The sequence below is a fragment of the Celeribacter sp. SCSIO 80838 genome (genome assembly GCF_056498065.1).
Window position 1 is genome coordinate 573,450 of the sequence record NZ_JAZKMA010000001.1, and the last position, 15,814, is coordinate 589,263.

Annotated in this window: 17 protein-coding genes and 1 tRNA gene; 5 read left to right on the top strand and 13 right to left on the bottom strand. The window is 61.3% G+C overall.

The features are described from left to right. The first annotated feature begins 127 nt into the window (after window positions 1-127). Together V1475_RS02740 and pyrF are read left to right on the top strand one after the other, a co-directional pair. A complete protein-coding gene (locus tag V1475_RS02740; RefSeq protein ID WP_479411526.1) occupies window positions 128-394 on the top strand; it encodes a hypothetical protein in 267 nt (88 codons plus the stop codon). A gap of 59 nt (window positions 395-453) precedes the next feature. After that, window positions 454-1,176 (top strand): orotidine-5'-phosphate decarboxylase, encoded by a 723-nt coding sequence (pyrF, locus tag V1475_RS02745; RefSeq protein WP_479411527.1) that lies wholly within the window; start codon window positions 454-456, stop codon window positions 1,174-1,176. On the opposite strand, the gene V1475_RS02750 is transcribed toward pyrF, so the two are convergent. From V1475_RS02750 to V1475_RS02760, 3 genes are read right to left on the bottom strand one after another with little or no spacing between them, the layout of a single operon-like run. Further along, the gene (locus V1475_RS02750) at window positions 1,177-1,602 is read right to left on the bottom strand and encodes an NUDIX domain-containing protein (RefSeq protein WP_479411528.1); all 426 of its coding nucleotides are present in this window, start codon (window positions 1,600-1,602) and stop codon (window positions 1,177-1,179) included. Further along, window positions 1,595-1,882 (bottom strand): NfeD family protein, encoded by a 288-nt coding sequence (locus tag V1475_RS02755; RefSeq protein WP_434290003.1) that lies wholly within the window; start codon window positions 1,880-1,882, stop codon window positions 1,595-1,597. The genes V1475_RS02750 and V1475_RS02755 overlap by 8 nt, the downstream gene beginning before the upstream one ends. After that, window positions 1,882-2,775 (bottom strand): SPFH domain-containing protein, encoded by an 894-nt coding sequence (locus tag V1475_RS02760; RefSeq protein ID WP_479411529.1) that lies wholly within the window; start codon window positions 2,773-2,775, stop codon window positions 1,882-1,884. The genes V1475_RS02755 and V1475_RS02760 overlap by 1 nt, the downstream gene beginning before the upstream one ends. A 99-nt stretch (window positions 2,776-2,874) precedes the next feature. On the opposite strand from V1475_RS02760, the gene V1475_RS02765 reads away from it, so the two are divergent. Beyond that, a complete protein-coding gene (locus V1475_RS02765; RefSeq protein ID WP_479413946.1) occupies window positions 2,875-4,128 on the top strand; it encodes a DNA polymerase IV in 1,254 nt (417 codons plus the stop codon). A 1-nt stretch (window position 4,129) separates the two neighbouring features. On the opposite strand, the gene V1475_RS02770 is transcribed toward V1475_RS02765, so the two are convergent. After that, on the bottom strand, window positions 4,130-4,990 hold the full coding sequence (locus V1475_RS02770; protein ID WP_479411530.1) for an N-formylglutamate amidohydrolase: 861 nt from the start codon (window positions 4,988-4,990) through the stop codon (window positions 4,130-4,132). Window positions 4,991-5,161: 171 nt separating this feature from the next. Here V1475_RS02770 and V1475_RS02775 point away from each other — a divergent pair. Next, window positions 5,162-5,236 (top strand) — tRNA-Val (locus tag V1475_RS02775). Between the two features lie 60 nt (window positions 5,237-5,296). Beyond that, window positions 5,297-5,422: a type B 50S ribosomal protein L36 gene (ykgO, locus tag V1475_RS02780; RefSeq protein ID WP_043868284.1), complete on the top strand. Its 126-nt coding sequence runs from the start codon at window positions 5,297-5,299 to the stop codon at window positions 5,420-5,422. Between the two features lie 107 nt (window positions 5,423-5,529). On the opposite strand, the gene V1475_RS02785 is transcribed toward ykgO, so the two are convergent. The 9 genes from V1475_RS02785 to purH form a co-directional block, all read right to left on the bottom strand. Then, window positions 5,530-6,603, bottom strand: coding sequence for a 2,3-butanediol dehydrogenase (locus V1475_RS02785; RefSeq protein WP_434289997.1), 1,074 nt, complete (start codon window positions 6,601-6,603; stop codon window positions 5,530-5,532). A 236-nt stretch (window positions 6,604-6,839) separates the two neighbouring features. Next, window positions 6,840-7,232 (bottom strand): DUF3775 domain-containing protein, encoded by a 393-nt coding sequence (locus tag V1475_RS02790; protein ID WP_434289996.1) that lies wholly within the window; start codon window positions 7,230-7,232, stop codon window positions 6,840-6,842. Between the two features lie 93 nt (window positions 7,233-7,325). After that, a complete protein-coding gene (locus tag V1475_RS02795; protein WP_479411531.1) occupies window positions 7,326-8,480 on the bottom strand; it encodes a DNA recombination protein RmuC in 1,155 nt (384 codons plus the stop codon). Then, window positions 8,477-10,366 (bottom strand): DNA mismatch repair endonuclease MutL, encoded by a 1,890-nt coding sequence (mutL, locus tag V1475_RS02800; RefSeq protein WP_479411532.1) that lies wholly within the window; start codon window positions 10,364-10,366, stop codon window positions 8,477-8,479. Before mutL ends, V1475_RS02795 begins: the two co-directional genes overlap by 4 nt. Before the next feature lie 47 nt (window positions 10,367-10,413). Beyond that, entirely contained in the window at window positions 10,414-11,721 is a 1,308-nt protein-coding gene (locus tag V1475_RS02805; RefSeq protein WP_434289991.1) for a M16 family metallopeptidase, read from the bottom strand. Further along, window positions 11,718-13,052: a M16 family metallopeptidase gene (locus tag V1475_RS02810; protein WP_479411533.1), complete on the bottom strand. Its 1,335-nt coding sequence runs from the start codon at window positions 13,050-13,052 to the stop codon at window positions 11,718-11,720. The genes V1475_RS02805 and V1475_RS02810 overlap by 4 nt, the downstream gene beginning before the upstream one ends. 158 nt (window positions 13,053-13,210) lie before the next feature. Then, entirely contained in the window at window positions 13,211-13,642 is a 432-nt protein-coding gene (locus tag V1475_RS02815; protein WP_479411534.1) for a DUF3035 domain-containing protein, read from the bottom strand. Window positions 13,643-13,736: 94 nt separating this feature from the next. After that, window positions 13,737-14,210: a signal peptidase II gene (gene lspA, locus V1475_RS02820; RefSeq protein WP_479411535.1), complete on the bottom strand. Its 474-nt coding sequence runs from the start codon at window positions 14,208-14,210 to the stop codon at window positions 13,737-13,739. Window positions 14,211-14,219: 9 nt separating this feature from the next. Continuing rightward, window positions 14,220-15,809 carry a bifunctional phosphoribosylaminoimidazolecarboxamide formyltransferase/IMP cyclohydrolase gene (gene purH / locus V1475_RS02825; RefSeq protein ID WP_479411536.1) on the bottom strand — a complete coding sequence of 530 codons (1,590 nt, stop codon included), beginning with the start codon at window positions 15,807-15,809 and terminating at the stop codon, window positions 14,220-14,222. Between the last annotated feature and the right edge of the window lie 5 nt (window positions 15,810-15,814).

The following is a 15,814-nucleotide window of genomic DNA, read 5'->3' on the forward strand; positions in this document are numbered from 1 at the left end:
TCCACCCCTAGATGGGCATCATCACAAGCCCCCGCAAGAGGACCTGTTGCAAAATTGGAACAAATTTAGCGCACTCCGCGTTGCATCCCAAACGGCCACCACACCGGCCCCATCACGGAGAGCAGACATGCAAAGCTATGGAGCAGAAATTCAGGGCCTCACCTATAATGCAGCGCTTCAGGCCTATCAGGCGCGTGTTATCTTTCATGAGGCGGGCGAACGGATCACATTTCCCGTCGACTTCGCCGCCCCGATCAGCGCCGATTACGCCACCGTCAGTCGCGGTCTTGCGCTTCGGGCCCGCGCGCTGCGCAATCGCAAACGCGGGGCCAATGTCGCCCGATTGAAGGACCTGGCAGAAATCGCCGCCCATCAGGGCCGATTGAGCGCCTGACCCTCTTGACCCGACGGGTCTCTCTGCGCAAGGAGGGGCGAACCAGAGAGGATGCGCCCATGACTGCCCAGACCGCCGATGACCGCCTGATCGTTGCCCTTGATGTACCTAATGTGTTGCAGGGACTTGAGCTCGCCAATCGCATCGGCGATGCCGTGTCCTTCTACAAGATCGGGCTTGGCATGTTGACGGGCGGCGGCTTTGCCCTCGCCAACGAGCTCAAGCAGGAGCAGGGCAAGAAAATCTTCCTCGACATGAAATTCTTCGACATCGGCGCGACGGTGGAAAACGCGGTGCGCGGTGTGGCGCAGCATGACATGGATTTCCTCACCGTGCATGGCGATCCGTATGTGGTGAAAGCCGCGAAAGAGGGCGCCTCCGGGTCGGATATGAAAATCCTCGCCGTCACCATCCTGACCTCACTCGACCGCGCCGATCTCGATGGCGCATTGATCAAAGAGGGTGAAATTCGCGATCTGGTGCAGGAACGTGCGGGCAAGGCGTTTCTCGCGGGCGCCGACGGCGTCATCGCCTCGCCGCAGGAGGCCGCTTTGATCCGTGCACTGCCCGAAGCGACCGGCAAACTGATCGTCACCCCCGGCGTCCGTCCGATGGGCGCGTCTCTGGGCGATCAGAAACGCGTGGCAACGCCCGCGCAGGCGATCCGCGATGGCGTCGATCACATCGTGGTCGGACGCCCGGTCTGGCAGGCGGAAGACCCGCGCAAGGCCGCACTCGCGATCCAGCACGAGATCGCCAACGCAGACACTTGGAACAGCTGATTACAGCGACAGGCTTTCAAGAAAATGCCGTGTCCGGTCTTTCAGAAAGGGCACGGCATTTTTATGCCTGACGAACTCCTGAACCGGCATGAACCGCCACATTTGCCCCTCCTCGCCAAACCGGATCATACCCTCCGTCAGATCGTCCCAGATCGCGCCAAAGTGCCATCCCCCGGTTTGCCCCGGATACCGGTAGAAACGTCGGTAGCACACCATGTCCGGCGCAAGCGCGATGCCGAATTCTTCCCGCGTTTCGCGCAGAACACAGGCAAGCGGGGTTTCATCCCCCTCGCGACCGCCGCCGGGCAGGTCCCACATATCCGGGTAGGAGATCGTCGGGACATCGTCGCGCAGAAGCGTCAGGACGGAGCCTTGCGTCAGGATCGTGATCTTTGCCCCGACAAAGGCCCCGGCCCCCTCACTCATCGTCGTTGATGTCCTTGTCCCAGACTTTCACCTGACCTTTGCGCAGCCCGAAAATCTTTCGCATGCCAAGCCATGCGATCATCGAACAGACCGCAAAGATCAGCGTCAAGAACGACACATTCGCTCCGACCCAACCGAGAAACAGCAAGAACGCCACCACGGCGGCGCCGATGCCGAAGCCCAGAAACATGAAGCCCGCCGCAATGATTTCGAGCGCCATGAGCGCAATCGCCACCAGCCCCCAGAACCACCATTCGAGCAACAGAACCATATGTTCCATCACGCCTTGCCTTTCAAAAGCTTGAACGCATCGCCAAAGGCCTCAAGCGCTGCCGACGGCAGAACGATGGTCTGTTTGCCGGTGCCCTCGCCCAATGCGGTCAGCGCCTCGACCTGTTTCAGAGCCACCTGATATTGCGCCGCTTCGATGCCGTTCTTGGCAATCGCTTCGGCCACGACCTCGGTGGCATAGGCTTCGGCGTCGGCCTGAATCCGGCGCGCTTTGGCCTTTTGCTCAGCGGCGTAAAGTTCGGCATCTGCGGCCAGCTCGACGGAGCGCTTCTCGCCCTCGGCCTCCATCACGGTCGCACGACGCGCGCGCTCGGCATTGAGTTGCTGCAACATCGCGGCGCGGGTGGCCTCGTCGAGATTGACGTCCAGCACCTCGGCGCGCGTCACCTCGATCCCCCAGTTGTCGACCGCATCCTCGACCGCCACCTTGATCGTCGCGATCAGTTGCGAGCGGTTCGATTGCACCTCGTCGAGCTCCATCTTGCCGATCTCGGCGCGGACGATCCCGGCCACGGTCGTGGCAATCGCCGCATCAACGTCGCGGATACGGTAAACCGTCTTTTCCGGCTCGATGATGCGGTAAAACACGGAGGTCTCGACCTTCACCAACACGTTGTCGGAGGTGATCGCATCCTGCATCGCATTCGGAAGCTGGCGTTCGAGGATCGAGATCTTATGCGCCACCACATCGATGAGCGGCACGATAAAGTTGATCCCCGGCCCCAAAACGGTGCGCAGCCGCCCAAAGCGTTCGACCACGAATTTCTCTGACTGCGGCACGATCCGCACGCCTTTGAGCACCAGAAGAACGATGAACAGTGCCAGCGCCAGAGTGACGATATTGCCGCCGGTCAGAAACTGTGCCGGATCAATGGAATTCATGAGAAACCTTCCCCCAAACTGATATGTCGGGGCATAGCCCCCCTGCACAGATGGGTATAAGATAGGGGCGTATCAAGAAAGCGAAACATGCCCGCCGCCATGTCCTGCCTGTGCCGCGACTGCCTCACGACGTTCGATCATGGAACACGGTGTCCGAGTTGCGGGCGACCGAGGATCTTGTCACATCCCGAGCTCTTTACCCTCTCGATTGCCCATATGGATTGCGATGCCTTCTACGCCTCTGTCGAAAAACGCGACAATCCGGAGTTGCGCGACAAACCGGTGATCGTCGGCGGCGGAAAACGCGGCGTGGTGACCACCGCCTGTTACATTGCCCGGATCAAGGGCGTGCGTTCCGCCATGCCGATGTTCAAGGCGCTGGCCCTTTGCCCCGAAGCCGTGGTCGTCAAACCCCGGATTGAGGCCTATGTCGCGGCCTCGCGCGAAATTCGCGACATGATGGCGGAACTGACCCCCGATGTGGAGCCGCTGTCGCTCGACGAGGCTTTCATGGACCTCACAGGCACCACGAAACTCCATGGTCACCCGCCCGCCGTCATGCTCGCCCGTCTGGTCAAACGCATGCGCGAGGAGCTGCATCTCACCGGGTCCATCGGGCTGTCGCACAACAAATTCCTCGCCAAGATTGCATCTGACATGGACAAACCCCGCGGGTTTTCCGTCATCGGCGAAGCCGAGACCATGGAATTTCTCGCGAACAAACCCGTGAGCCTGATCTGGGGCGTCGGGCGCGCCACGCAGGCCGCGCTTGAGAAAGCCGGGATTCGCACGTTCACCGACCTCAGGCGCTGGGAGAAAGACGATCTGCATCATCGCTTCGGCGCGATGGGCGACCGGCTCTGGCATCTGGCGCGCGGGCAGGACAGCCGCCGCATTTCCGCCCACCGCCCGGTGAAATCCATCTCCAACGAGACGACCTTTTCCGAAGACATCGGGATGGCCGATCTGCTCGAAGGACATCTCTGGCGCTTGGCGCAAAAGGTCTCGGACCGGGCTAAGGCGAAAGACATCGCCGGGCGCACTGTCACGCTCAAACTCAAACGCGCTAGCCATGCGACCCTGACCCGGCGCGTGACCCTACATGAACCCACGAATATCGCCGACCGCATCTATCGCACCGCACGCGATCTGATGACACCCGAACTGCCGCAAGGGCCGTTTCGTCTCATCGGCGTTGGGATTTCCGAACTCGGCCCCGCCGATCAGGCCGATCTCTCGCCCGATCTTCTCGACCCGGATGCGACCAAACGCGCCAAGGCCGAAAAAGCCAGCGACGAGATTCGCCGCCGCTTCGGCACGGATGCCATCATGAAAGGCCGAGCACTTCGGTGAATCATTCGGCGGCGAGCGGCACACCCTCCGCCCCGATCTCCGCAATCGCCCGCGCCGCCGCAGAGATCCGGGCCCGCAGCGCCGGAAAAGCGGAGCGAAGGGCAAGCGTTCGTTCGTTCATATAAAGAGAGCGGTCGATTTCCACCTGAATCGCATGGCACTGGCGCGACGGGCGCCCGTATTGTTGCGCCACATAGGCGCCCGCGAAGGGCACATTGCGCGAGACGATAAAGCCCTGCGCCCGAAACGCCTCTTCTACCGCCGCAACGATCCCCGGAGCCGCCGAGGCGCCGTAGCGGTCCCCGATCACTATCTCCGGCCGCTTGCCCCGCGTGGTTCGAATCGCGCTCAGCGCTTCGCGCGGCATGGAATGACAGTCGATCAGAATCGCCTGCCCGAACAGCGCCAGCGATTCGTCGAGCACCGCCTTGAGCAAGCCGTGATAGGGCCTCCAGACCGTGTCGATCCGCGCCTCGGCCTCCGCGCGCGGGATCTTGCCCCGGTAAATACTCCGTCCGCCAGCGACCACACGCGGGATGACACCAAGCCCGGACGCAATCCGTGGGTTAAGCCCGACCCGTGTGACATCCTCAATCAGTGCGGGGTCCAACTCATCGGCGCGTCGGTTGAGATCGACCCATGCCCGGGGGTAGACGGCGGACAAAAGCACCGCGCCAAAGCCGGGGACATCGGAAAACAACCGATCCACATAGGCATCTTCGGACGAGCGCAACTGCAGAGAATCGAGGACCGAGGTCTCGACCATTTCCTGCGGATAGGTGCGCCCGCTGTGCGGCGAGGCAAAAACCACCGGAGAGGTTCTCCGTTCCGGTCTTTGCAGCAGATAGGGCGCTTTGCTCATCGGGGCTCCTTTTCCGCAAAAACTATAGACAAGGAAATTCTCTGCCAAAAGCCCTTGAACAATCATCCGACTCCTTTTATACGCTGCCGGACTGACGCGGGAAATGCCCCGCGTCTTGTTCTTTCCGCCTCAAGGCGTGTCAGACAAGACGTGGAAATCCCGAGGAAGAATGGGCGTATAGCTCAGTGGTAGAGCACTTCGTTGACATCGAAGGGGTCACAAGTTCGAACCTTGTTACGCCCACCATTCTTCCTAAGTCGACTGGTTTTAACAGGCGCACGCAGGCGCCGCGAAAAGGAGAAGAACATGAAAGTTCGCAACTCGCTCCGCTCGCTGAAAAACCGGCACCGCGACTGTCGCGTCGTGCGCCGCAAAGGCCGCGTGTACGTGATCAACAAGACGCAGCGCCGCTACAAAGCCCGTCAGGGCTGAGCTTCAGCAGCGATACCAAAAAAAGCCGCCCGATTTTCGGGCGGTTTTTTTGTGTCTCGTCTGCGCCTACGGAAATGGGCGCGCCCCGCAGAGCACGCCCGCTCCGATTATTTCGACACGTCGATCAGAATTTTGACATGCGCACCGGAGGCATCGAGCAGCGCGTCGAACCCTTCGGTCACGGCCTCGTCGAGAACGATTTTCTTGGTCACGACTTTCTCCGCCGGGATCGCACCCGACGCGATCAGGTCGATCACTTTCGGCCAATACGACGTCGGATAGGCCCAGGCGCCGCGCACATCGACATCCTTGAAGGTCACATCATGCCAATGCAGCTTGCTGTCTTTCGTGTGCAGACCGACCTGAACGATCGTGCCCTGTTTGCGCACCGCTTGCAGACCGGTATTCAACGCAGCTTCGTTGCCAGATGCTTCGATCACCTTGTCGCACCCCACGCCACCTTCGGTCAGAGCGCGAATCTCCGCGACCACATCGTCCTTCATCGGGTTGAAGGTGATGACCTCCGGCAAAATCTCCTTCGCAAGTTTCAGCCGGGTTTCATTGACATCCGACAGGAAGATTTTCGTCGCCCCGAAAGCTTTCGCCGAGAGCATCGCCAGCATGCCGATCGGACCGGCACCGGTCACAAGCACACTGTCCCCCGCCGTCACTTCGCCACGCTCACAGGCATAGACCGCCACGGCGGTCGGCTCAACGAGCGCGCCCTCTTCCCAGCTCATGCTGTCCGGGATTTTCACCGCATTGTAATCGTTGACGATGGCCGCTTCGGCCATGCCGCCCGACATCCAGCTCAGACCGACGAGCGCCAGATCTTCGCTCAGATGAAACAGACCGCGGTCGGCGAAATAATCACCCGAACGCGGCATCACCAGCGGCTGCACCGACACCCGGTCGCCCGGTTTCACATGGGTCACACCTTCGCCCACGGCAGTCACTTCGCCGCTGAATTCGTGGCCCAGAACCTGCGGCGCCTGCGCCTTGGTGAAAGGGTGGGGTTCGACCGGCACGAAAATCGGTCCGGCGACATATTCATGCAGGTCAGTGCCACAAATACCGACATATTTGTTTTTGATCGCAACCTGCCCGGGGCCCGGCTGGGGAATATCTTCCATCTCTTCGATGCGAAGGTCTTTTGCCGCGTAGAATCTAAGCGCTTTCATGGGGAGGTCTCCTTTGGAATTCGATCTGCCTCTGCCGGAAGCATCGCACCGGACCAGAGGCACGGGCTTGCGCACCATCCGTGCCGCCCGCAGAACCTTACCTAAGATCACCCTGTGAAAAGAAAATGTGTGCCGCCGCACACAATGCTGTGTAAACAAGCCCGCTCCACAGCGCACAGACATGAAAAGGCGCCACGCGATTGCGCAGCGCCCTGTTCATCGTCACTCAGGCGATCTCACACTTTGCGGTAAATCTCGTCCTCAAGCTCCGAGGTATCCACGCCGAGACTTTCCAGACCGTCCTCCAGATAATCGGCCAGAAGCGGAATGCCGAGAAGGTATTTCTCGGTCGGACCGATGGCCTCCTGTTTCGCGGTCTCAAGCGCTTCGCCATAGTCGTCGAAAGTCTCGCGCCCGATCCACATGATCGCCACAAGCGCCGCTTTCTCATCCTCGTTCAGGCCACGAATGAAACTCTGCAACTCGCGCCCGGTCCCATCGGACGGGCGGCTTTCGAGAATCGTATCGCCATCGGCATCGTCAGACGGCGTATCCCAACGTGCCACTTTCGCCCCAAGCTCGCGCGCACGCACGATGACAAAGGCGACTTTGTGCGGGCTGATATCCATGATGGGGGTCCTCCATAAATCTGACTGAGTGTGCATCTTACACCCGATAGAGCACATGACCTAAGTCAAAGATTCAGGTTTGAGAAGGCCCGTTTAGGATTTTTGCACAAGCGTCGCAGGCTGTTGAGCCACGGTTTCGGGCGCCAATTCCTCAAAATCGAAATTGTCGAGGCGATGCGCCCGTTTGCCCGCTTTCTCGGCAGAGATTTTGATGTCTTCGAGATCCTTCGCCGCCTGCCCGAAATGCCGGTCGAGATTACCGACCCGTGTGGACAACCGTTCCACATCGCCATGCAAAAGCGAAAGTTCCTTACGGATCGCCCCGGCCTGTTCGCGCATCCGCGCATCCTTGAGAATCGCCCGCATCGTATTGAGCGTCGCCATGCAGGTCGTCGGCGAGACGATCCAGACCCGTTTCTCGAAGCCTTCGCGCACCAGCTCCGGAAAATTGGCATGAAGCTCGGCATAGACCGCCTCGGAAGGCAGGAACATCAGCGCGCCATCGGCCGTTTCGCCCTCAAGGATGTATTTCTCGGAAATATCCGCGATGTGCTTTTTCACCGCCTGCCGCATCAGCTTGGCGGCCTCGTTCAGCTCCCATTGCGTCTCCGCACGCCGAAGCGCCTCATAGGCCTCCAGCGGAAATTTACTGTCGATGGCAATCGGGCCCGGAGGATTCGGTAGATGGATCAGACAATCCGCCCGCCGCCCGTTCGAGAGCGTCGCCTGCAAACTATAGCTGTCGCGCGGCAAGGCCTTGCCGACGATATCGTTGAGCTGAATCTCCCCAAACGCCCCGCGCGTCTGCTTGTTCGACAGGATGTCTTGCAAGGACAATACATTCCCGGACAGCTTCTCGATATTGGCCTGCGCCTTGTCGATGGTCTCCAGCCGCTGCTGCAACTCGCCAAGCGATTTCGCCGTCCGCTGCGCCGAGCCTTGCAGGTTCACATTCATCGCCTCGGCCACCAGCGCCAGCCGCTTTTCCATCAGCTCCAACATCCGCGCCTGAGAGGCCACCTGCGCCTCCGACACGTGGGTCAGGCCACCGGCAAGCTGTTGCTGCCCGTCGGAGAGCATCTGTACCCGCTGCCCAAGCTGGTTCATCTGCTGCGCAATCGGCAGCGCCATCTTCGCCGCCTCCCCGGAGCGTTTCAGCACCACGATCAGCAGGACAAAAAAGACCAGAAGCACCGCCCCGCCCATCACGGCGGCGAGCGTCAGGGGATCGTTGAAATCGAGTGTCATGTGCGTCCGAAGAGCCGTTCGATGTCGGAAAGTTTCAGCTCCACATAGGTGGGCCGACCGTGGTTGCATTGCCCGGAGTGCGGCGTCGCCTCCATCTCCCGCAAAAGCGCGTTCATCTCTTCGGCATGCATCCGACGCCCCGAGCGGATCGAACCGTGACAGGCCACGCGCGACAGCACGGCTTCGATCCGGGCCTGAACCGAGAAACTGTCGCCGAGATCCGAGAGTTCATCGAGAATGTCCTCGATCATCGCCTTGGCATCGACGCGGCCCAGAATGGCGGGCGTTTCGCGCACCGCAATCGCGCCTCCGCCAAAGGGTTCAATCCCGAGGCCAAGTCTCGACAGATCGTCCGCCATGTCCAAAAGCATCTGCGCATCATTGGTCGACAGTTCGACAATCTCCGGGATCAAAAGCGCCTGCGCCTTGACCCCGTGTTCGGCCATCTGATGTTTGAGTTTCTCGTAGACCAAGCGTTCATGCGCCGCATGCTGATCCACGATGACAATGCCACGTTCGGTCTGGGCGATGATGTAATTCTCATGCACCTGTGCCCGCGCCGCGCCGAGGGGCAAGGCCTCCGTCACTGGCGCTGCCTCGATCTCTTCCATCCGCGCCGAGGGCACAGACATTTCCGCGAAACCCGGCGTTTCCATCGGCTCCGGGCGCTCCGGTGCCTGCCAGTTGTAGCTCTGCTCAATCACCGCGGAGGAGGGCCGATAAGGCGCAGAATAGCTCTGCGACGGGCGGTCCATCTGATAGACACGCGGCTCTGTGACCTCCGGGCGCATCGCGCCCAGCGTGGCATTCGCCACCGTCGTCGAAGCCCGATGCCCTGCGCCCGCCAAAGCGTGACGCAAAGCCGAGACGATCAGCCCGCGCGCGATCCCCGGTTCGCGGAACCGCACTTCGGATTTCGCCGGGTGAACGTTGACGTCCACAAGATGCGGGTCGCAGTCGATGAACAGACAAGCCGCCGGATGGCGGTCCCTCGACAGGAAATCGAAATAGGCCCCGCGCAGCGCACCAACCAAAAGCTTGTCGCGCACAGGCCGCCCGTTGACGAAAAGATACTGCGCCACGGCAGAGCCCCGCGAATAGGTCGGCAGAGCGGCATAGCCGGTGAGCGTCAAACCCTCGCGCTCCGCATCGATCGCCAAAGCGTTCTCGGCAAAATCCTTGCCCAAAACGGTCGCGAGCCGCCCATGCAGCGCGTCGAACATATCGCCGCTTTCGGGATCGGCGCGGAAGGTTACGCGACCTTCGCCACCGCCCGACACATCACGAAGAATGAACCCGACATAAGGTTCGGCCATCGCCAGACGCTTGATCACATCGGAGATAGCCTGCGCCTCCGCCCGATCGGTGCGCAGGAATTTCAACCGCGCTGGCGTCGCGTAAAACAGATCGCGCAACTCAACGACTGTGCCGCGCGAGAGCGCCGCCGGTTTCACCGGCTCCGCCTTGCCACCGGACACGGACATGGTGACACCCTCGCCGCCCTGCACGCGGGAGGTCAGTTTCAACCGCCCGACCGCGCCCAAGGACGGCAAAGCCTCGCCGCGAAAGCCAAACGTATGAATGTCGAGCAAATCGGAACCGTCGATCTTCGACGTGGCATGGCGCGACAGCGCCAAAGGCAGGTCCTCGGCACTCATGCCGCACCCGTCGTCGCTCACCCGGATGAGCGTCTTGCCGCCATCGGCATAATCCACCTCGACCCGCGTCGCCCCGGCGTCGATGGCGTTTTCCACCAGTTCCTTGACGGCGGAGGCAGGCCGTTCCACGACCTCACCCGCGGCAATACGGTTGATCGCGCCCTCGTCGAGCTGACGAATGACGGGACGGGGCTGATCCTGGCTTATGTTGCGTGCGGGAGAGTTCATGACACCAGAGGTAGCATGGACCCTCCCGATTCGACCATGAGGAAATCTCAGTTGGTCTGCATCCCTTCGGGCGATCCGACCACGACGAAGGTCAGGGTCTCGGGGTTGTAAAGCCGTTTGATCACCCGGTTCACCTCCTCCAGCGTCACCGCATTGACCAGATCGTTGCGGGTCTTGATATACTCCGGCGACAGCCCGTCCATCTGCATGCCCACAAGGATGCGCGCGATGGTGCCATTGCCATCGAACCGCAGCGGATAGGCCCCGGTCAGATAGGTCTTGGTCAGGTCGAGCTCTTCCTGCGTCAGGCCGGTCTCCGCCAGCTTCGCCCATTCGTCCTTCACCACATTCACCGCCTCGGCCACGACCTCATTGCCGGAGGAGAACTGCCCGAGGATCATCTCGGCGTGATCGAAGGACACGAGGTAGGAGCCGACACCATAGGTCAGCCCGCGCTTTTCGCGCACCTCTTCCATCAACCGCGAATCCCCGTGACCGCCCAGAACCTCATTGGCGATATAGGCCGGGATGAAATCTGGATCGTCGCGCTTGATGCCTTTCTGTCCGAAAAGCACCACGGATTGCGGCGTCTCGAACGGAACGACCGTCAGCCCGCCCATCAGTGCGGGTTCGACAGTCTCCGGCAGCGCCGCTCCGGTCTCCGGCAGATCGCCCAGAAGATCGTCGAGCAGGCTGGCAAGCTCCTCGGCGGTGATATCGCCCACCGCCCCGACATAAAGCCGGTCGCGGGTCATCACCCGGTCCTTGGCGGCGAACATATCCTCGGGCGTCAGCCCCTCGACACTCTCGAACGTGCCGTTGTCGTCGCTGCCATAGGGATGCGCACCGAAAGCCATCTTGTAGAACACTTCGGAGGCGATATCGCTCGGGTCGGTCGCCTTCGAGCGCAGGATGGAGGCCACCTGCCCCTTCACCCGCTCCACCGCATCGGCGTCGAACCGCGGTTGCATGATCGCCTGACGCAAAAGCGCCATGGCCGCGTCCCGGTTCTCGCTCAGGAACCGGGCGGAAATGCTCACCGTGTCCAAGCCAGCGTTAAAATTGAAACTGGCGGCAAGATCGTCACGCGCCTCGGCAAAGCCTTGGGCATCCATCTCGCCTGCGCCCTCTTCCAGCGTCGCCATCATCAGGTTGACCTCGCCGCGCTTGCCCTCACGGTCGAGCGAAGTGCCGCCGCGAAACCGGATTTCCAGCGCGGTGAAGGGGATGGAATGTTCCTCTACCAGCCAGGCCTTGATCCCGCCGGGGGTCTCTACCGTCTGCACATCGACAGCGGCCTGCACCGGCAGGGTGAACCAGATCAGCGCCACAAGCGCCGCAACAAAGCGTTTCATCCGTCCGCTCCTTCCTTCATTTCGGGCATCAGCCAGCCGGTCACGGCGCGGCGACGGTCGAACACCTCATGGGCGGCGGCCATCACATCTTCGGGCGTTACCGCCTGAAGGATCTCCGGCCAGGCCTCGATATCCGCAAGCGACAGGCCCAGAGCGAGTTCTTCGCCATAGCGGCGCGCCTGACCTTCGACATCGTCCTCGGCATAGATCAGATTGGCGCGCAGCTTGGTTTTCAGCCGCTCGAACTGGTCGAGGTCAATGCCATCGGCGATGAATTGCGCCACGGCGGCATCGAGCGCGTCTTCCGCTTCCTGCATAGGCACACCCGGCGAGGGCACGATCACCAGACCGAAGGTGGTGTCGTCAATACTGGCCCCGTCGTAATAGGCCCCGGCATAGATCGCGGTCTGATCCTCGAAGGTCAGTTTGCGCGCGAGATAGGAGGTCGTGGAATTGCCCCCCAAAAGCGAGGCGAGAATTTCGAGCGCGGCGGCTTTGGTCTGATCGCCCGGATCGCGTTCCGGGGCCAGATAGCTGCGCATCACCGTGGGTTGCGCCACCCGCGCGTCCGTCATGGTTATACGCCGTTCGGCCAGTTGCGGCGGCTCCTGCGGCCGCATCCGCTCGCCCAGACCCGGCGTCGGCTCCAGCGGACCGTACCACTCTTGTGCCAGCTTATAGACCTCATCGGGATCGACATCGCCCGCCACCACGAGGATGGCGTTATTCGGCGCATAGTACCGGTGGTAAAAATTGAACGCATCGTCGCGCGAAAGCTTCTCCATCTCCTGTCGCCAGCCGATGATCGGGATGCCGTAGGGATGACTGAGATATTGCGCCGCGCTGGTTTGTTCGCGGAACAACGCGCCCGGATCATTGTCGATCCGCTGATTGCGCTCTTCCAAAATAACCTGACGCTCGGTCTTCACGTCATCCTCGGTCATCTCCAGATCGCGCATCCGGTCGGCTTCCATCTGCATCATCAGACCCAGACGGTCGGCGGCGACCCGTTGATAATAGGCGGTATAATCCCACGAGGTGAACGCATTGTCCGAGCCGCCGTTCCGCGTCACGGTTTCCGAAAGTTCACCGGCGGCCAGATCGTCCGTGCCCTTGAACATCAGATGTTCGAGAAAATGCGCGATGCCGCTCTTGCCCATCGGCTCGTCGGCTGCGCCGATCTTGTACCAGACCGTATGGGCCACCACAGGGGCGCGGTGATCTTCGAGCACCACGACCTCCATGCCATTCTCCAACTCGTAATGGCTCACCTCGGCAGCAAGTGCCGGGGAACTCAGCGCAATCAGCGCCGCTGAGACCGCGTATTTCATGAAAACACCCTTGTGCGTCAGTATTGGCTTACTGTTGCCGCAAACGGCGCGCAGGACAACAGGGGCTGACGCGGATGTGAAGCAAAAGGATCGGGTTTGGCAAGGGGCGTGGCGTCAATCATGACGCTTTGCCAGTGCCCTTGGTCCTTGCCCGAGTCTCACTTCTCCGGCGGGGCGCTCGGCACCTTGACGCCAAGGGCGCGCAGGCGCAGCCATTCCTCATAGGCGTCGAGCGCAAAACGCTTGTAAGCGCGCTCGTAGCTGCCGCGCCCCTTGCGCTTTTTCGCATCCGCTTCGGCCAACTCGGCACGGATCGTCGGATCGACACCGTAGCGCGAGGCATAATTGACGATACCACCATCGACTCCGCCCGTCGGCACACGCCCGCCCAGCGCGACAATCGCGTCCGCATTCGGCGTCGCATCGGTCAGGTTCGCGCCGCCGGGCGTCGGCACCGGCAGGCTGCTGTAGCTTGCGGGTTGTTGGAGCGGTTTGGCCGGGACGACGGAAAATTCGTCAGGCCCCGTTTTCACCTGATTCGGCACGCGGTCGCGGGACTGGCCACAGGCCACAAGGGCACTCAGAGCCATAAGGCACAAACCTGTCCGGAGCACATTCGAGACCATGAAAACCTTCCTCCGCCTTCTCGCGTCAGAGCATGTGTAGACGATGGGCGCGCCAAGGTCACGCCCGGTTTTTCGTCTCCCCGGTGAAAAGGATGAGACCGAAAGCCCCGGCAAAGATCGCAATATCGGCGACATTGAAAGAATAGGGGTTGGCAAACCCGCAACAGGACATGTTGAGGAAATCCGCCACAGCGCCGTAGACGATGCGGTCGATCGCATTGCCCAAGGCCCCGCCGACCAGAAGCCCCGCACTGATTTGGCCCAGCGCGGAAAACCGTTCGCGACGGACCCAGAACATGACCCAAGTCGAAATCACCACCGCCAGGACCACCCAGCCCCAGCGCAGCAAATCGCCATGCCCGGACAAAAGCCCGAAATTGGCCCCCCGGTTCCACGCCATATGGAACACGAGATAGGGGGGCAGAACGTCGATCTGCCCCACCTCTTTGAGATTCATGCCCTGGACCACGGCCCATTTCGAGAGCTGGTCGATCACGAAGGTGATCAGCGCTGCGAGGATCGTGGTCCGCATGATTTTGCCTCAGTGCCGGAAATGGCGCATGCCGGTGAGGACCATGGCAAGCCCGGCTTCGTTCGCGGCGTCGATCACTTCTTGGTCGCGCATGGAGCCACCCGGCTGAATCACACAGGACGCACCGGCCGCAGCGGCTTCGAGAAGACCGTCGGCAAACGGGAAGAACGCGTCAGACGCCACGGCGGAGCCTTTGGTCAGCGGTTCCGGCAGGCCCATGGCTTCGGCCATGCGCTCGGCTTTCTTCGCAGCGATCAGCGCCGAGTCGAGACGCGACATCTGGCCTGCACCCACGCCCACGGTGGCTTGGTTTTTCACATAGACGATGGCGTTGGATTTGACGTGCTTCGCGACTTTCCACGCGAACAGCAGATCTTGCATCTGCTCGGGCGTCGGCGCTTTCTCGGTCACGACCTTCAGATCGTCCATGCCGACAAACCCGGCATCCTTGTCCTGGAACAGGTAGCCGCCCGCCACCTGACGGATCGTGTTCGGCTTCGCCAAGACGTTCGGCAGGCCTTCGGTGGTCAGAAGACGCAGGTTCTTCTTGGCCGCGAAAATCTCTTTCGCCTCGTCCGACGCGCCCGGCGCGATGACGACTTCGGTGAAAATCTCGGTGATCGCCTTGGCGGTCTCCGCATCCAGCGCCTTGTTCAGCGCCACGATGCCACCGAAAGCCGAGGTACGGTCGCAATCGAAAGCGTTGTTATAGGCCTCCAGAAGCGTCGCGCCCTTCGCCACACCGCAGGGGTTGGCGTGTTTGATGATCGCCACAGCGGGCGTCTCCGCCGGATCGAATTCCGCCACAAGCTCAAACGCCGCGTCGGTGTCGTTGATGTTGTTGTAGGACAGTTCCTTGCCCTGATGCTGCACAGCAGTCGCAACCCCCGGACGCTCGGAGCCATCGACATAGAAGGCCGCCGACTGGTGCGGGTTTTCGCCATAACGCAGCGTCTGTTTGATCTGGCCAGCCACCACACGACGACGCGGGGCCACTTCGCCAATCGCATCCGCCATCCAGTTCGACACGGCGGCGTCATAGGCGCCGGTGCGGGCATAGGCGATCTGGGCCATTTTCTGACGGAAGGCATAAGAGGTCTGGCCATCGTTGGCGTCGAGCTCGGCGATCAGGGCTGCGTAATCCTCAACGTCCACAACGGTGGTGACGAACCCATGGTTCTTCGCCGCAGCGCGGATCATCGCCGGGCCGCCGATGTCGATATTCTCGATCATCTCGTCATAATCCGCACCGCGGGCCAGAGCCGCCTCGAACGGGTAGAGATTGACGACCAGAAGGTCGATCCCGCCGATGCCGTGCTCGTCCATCGCGGCCACGTGTTCGGCATTGTCGCGCAGCGCCAGAAGTCCGCCATGCACACGCGGGTGCAGGGTTTTGACACGACCGTCCATCATCTCCGGGAAACCGGTCACTTCGGAAACGTCTTTGACATCGAGCCCCGCCTCGCGCAGCGTCTTCGCGGACCCGCCGGTGGACAAAAGCTCGACCCCCTTGGCGGCCAGCGCCTTGCCAAGATCAACAAGGCCGGTTTTGTCGGATACGGAAAGAAGCGCGCGCTTCACGGGATAGAGATCGGTCATGGTGG

What these genes read in the sequence shown, in the direction of transcription:
- lspA (WP_479411535.1), bottom strand. Translation starts at nt 14,210, where the DNA reads ATGCGGACCACGATCCTCGCAGCGCTGATCACCTTCGTGATCGACCAG.
- pyrF (WP_479411527.1), top strand. Translation starts at nt 454, where the DNA reads ATGACTGCCCAGACCGCCGATGACCGCCTGATCGTTGCCCTTGATGTA.
- V1475_RS02810 (WP_479411533.1), bottom strand. Translation starts at nt 13,052, where the DNA reads ATGAAATACGCGGTCTCAGCGGCGCTGATTGCGCTGAGTTCCCCGGCA.
- V1475_RS02795 (WP_479411531.1), bottom strand. Translation starts at nt 8,480, where the DNA reads ATGACACTCGATTTCAACGATCCCCTGACGCTCGCCGCCGTGATGGGC.
- V1475_RS02740 (WP_479411526.1), top strand. Translation starts at nt 128, where the DNA reads ATGCAAAGCTATGGAGCAGAAATTCAGGGCCTCACCTATAATGCAGCG.
- V1475_RS02790 (WP_434289996.1), bottom strand. Translation starts at nt 7,232, where the DNA reads ATGGATATCAGCCCGCACAAAGTCGCCTTTGTCATCGTGCGTGCGCGC.
- V1475_RS02765 (WP_479413946.1), top strand. Translation starts at nt 2,875, where the DNA reads ATGTCCTGCCTGTGCCGCGACTGCCTCACGACGTTCGATCATGGAACA.
- V1475_RS02815 (WP_479411534.1), bottom strand. Translation starts at nt 13,642, where the DNA reads ATGGCTCTGAGTGCCCTTGTGGCCTGTGGCCAGTCCCGCGACCGCGTG.
- ykgO (WP_043868284.1), top strand. Translation starts at nt 5,297, where the DNA reads ATGAAAGTTCGCAACTCGCTCCGCTCGCTGAAAAACCGGCACCGCGAC.
- V1475_RS02770 (WP_479411530.1), bottom strand. Translation starts at nt 4,990, where the DNA reads ATGAGCAAAGCGCCCTATCTGCTGCAAAGACCGGAACGGAGAACCTCT.
- V1475_RS02750 (WP_479411528.1), bottom strand. Translation starts at nt 1,602, where the DNA reads ATGAGTGAGGGGGCCGGGGCCTTTGTCGGGGCAAAGATCACGATCCTG.
- V1475_RS02805 (WP_434289991.1), bottom strand. Translation starts at nt 11,721, where the DNA reads ATGAAACGCTTTGTTGCGGCGCTTGTGGCGCTGATCTGGTTCACCCTG.
- V1475_RS02760 (WP_479411529.1), bottom strand. Translation starts at nt 2,775, where the DNA reads ATGAATTCCATTGATCCGGCACAGTTTCTGACCGGCGGCAATATCGTC.
- purH (WP_479411536.1), bottom strand. Translation starts at nt 15,809, where the DNA reads ATGACCGATCTCTATCCCGTGAAGCGCGCGCTTCTTTCCGTATCCGAC.
- V1475_RS02785 (WP_434289997.1), bottom strand. Translation starts at nt 6,603, where the DNA reads ATGAAAGCGCTTAGATTCTACGCGGCAAAAGACCTTCGCATCGAAGAG.
- V1475_RS02755 (WP_434290003.1), bottom strand. Translation starts at nt 1,882, where the DNA reads ATGGAACATATGGTTCTGTTGCTCGAATGGTGGTTCTGGGGGCTGGTG.
- mutL (WP_479411532.1), bottom strand. Translation starts at nt 10,366, where the DNA reads ATGAACTCTCCCGCACGCAACATAAGCCAGGATCAGCCCCGTCCCGTC.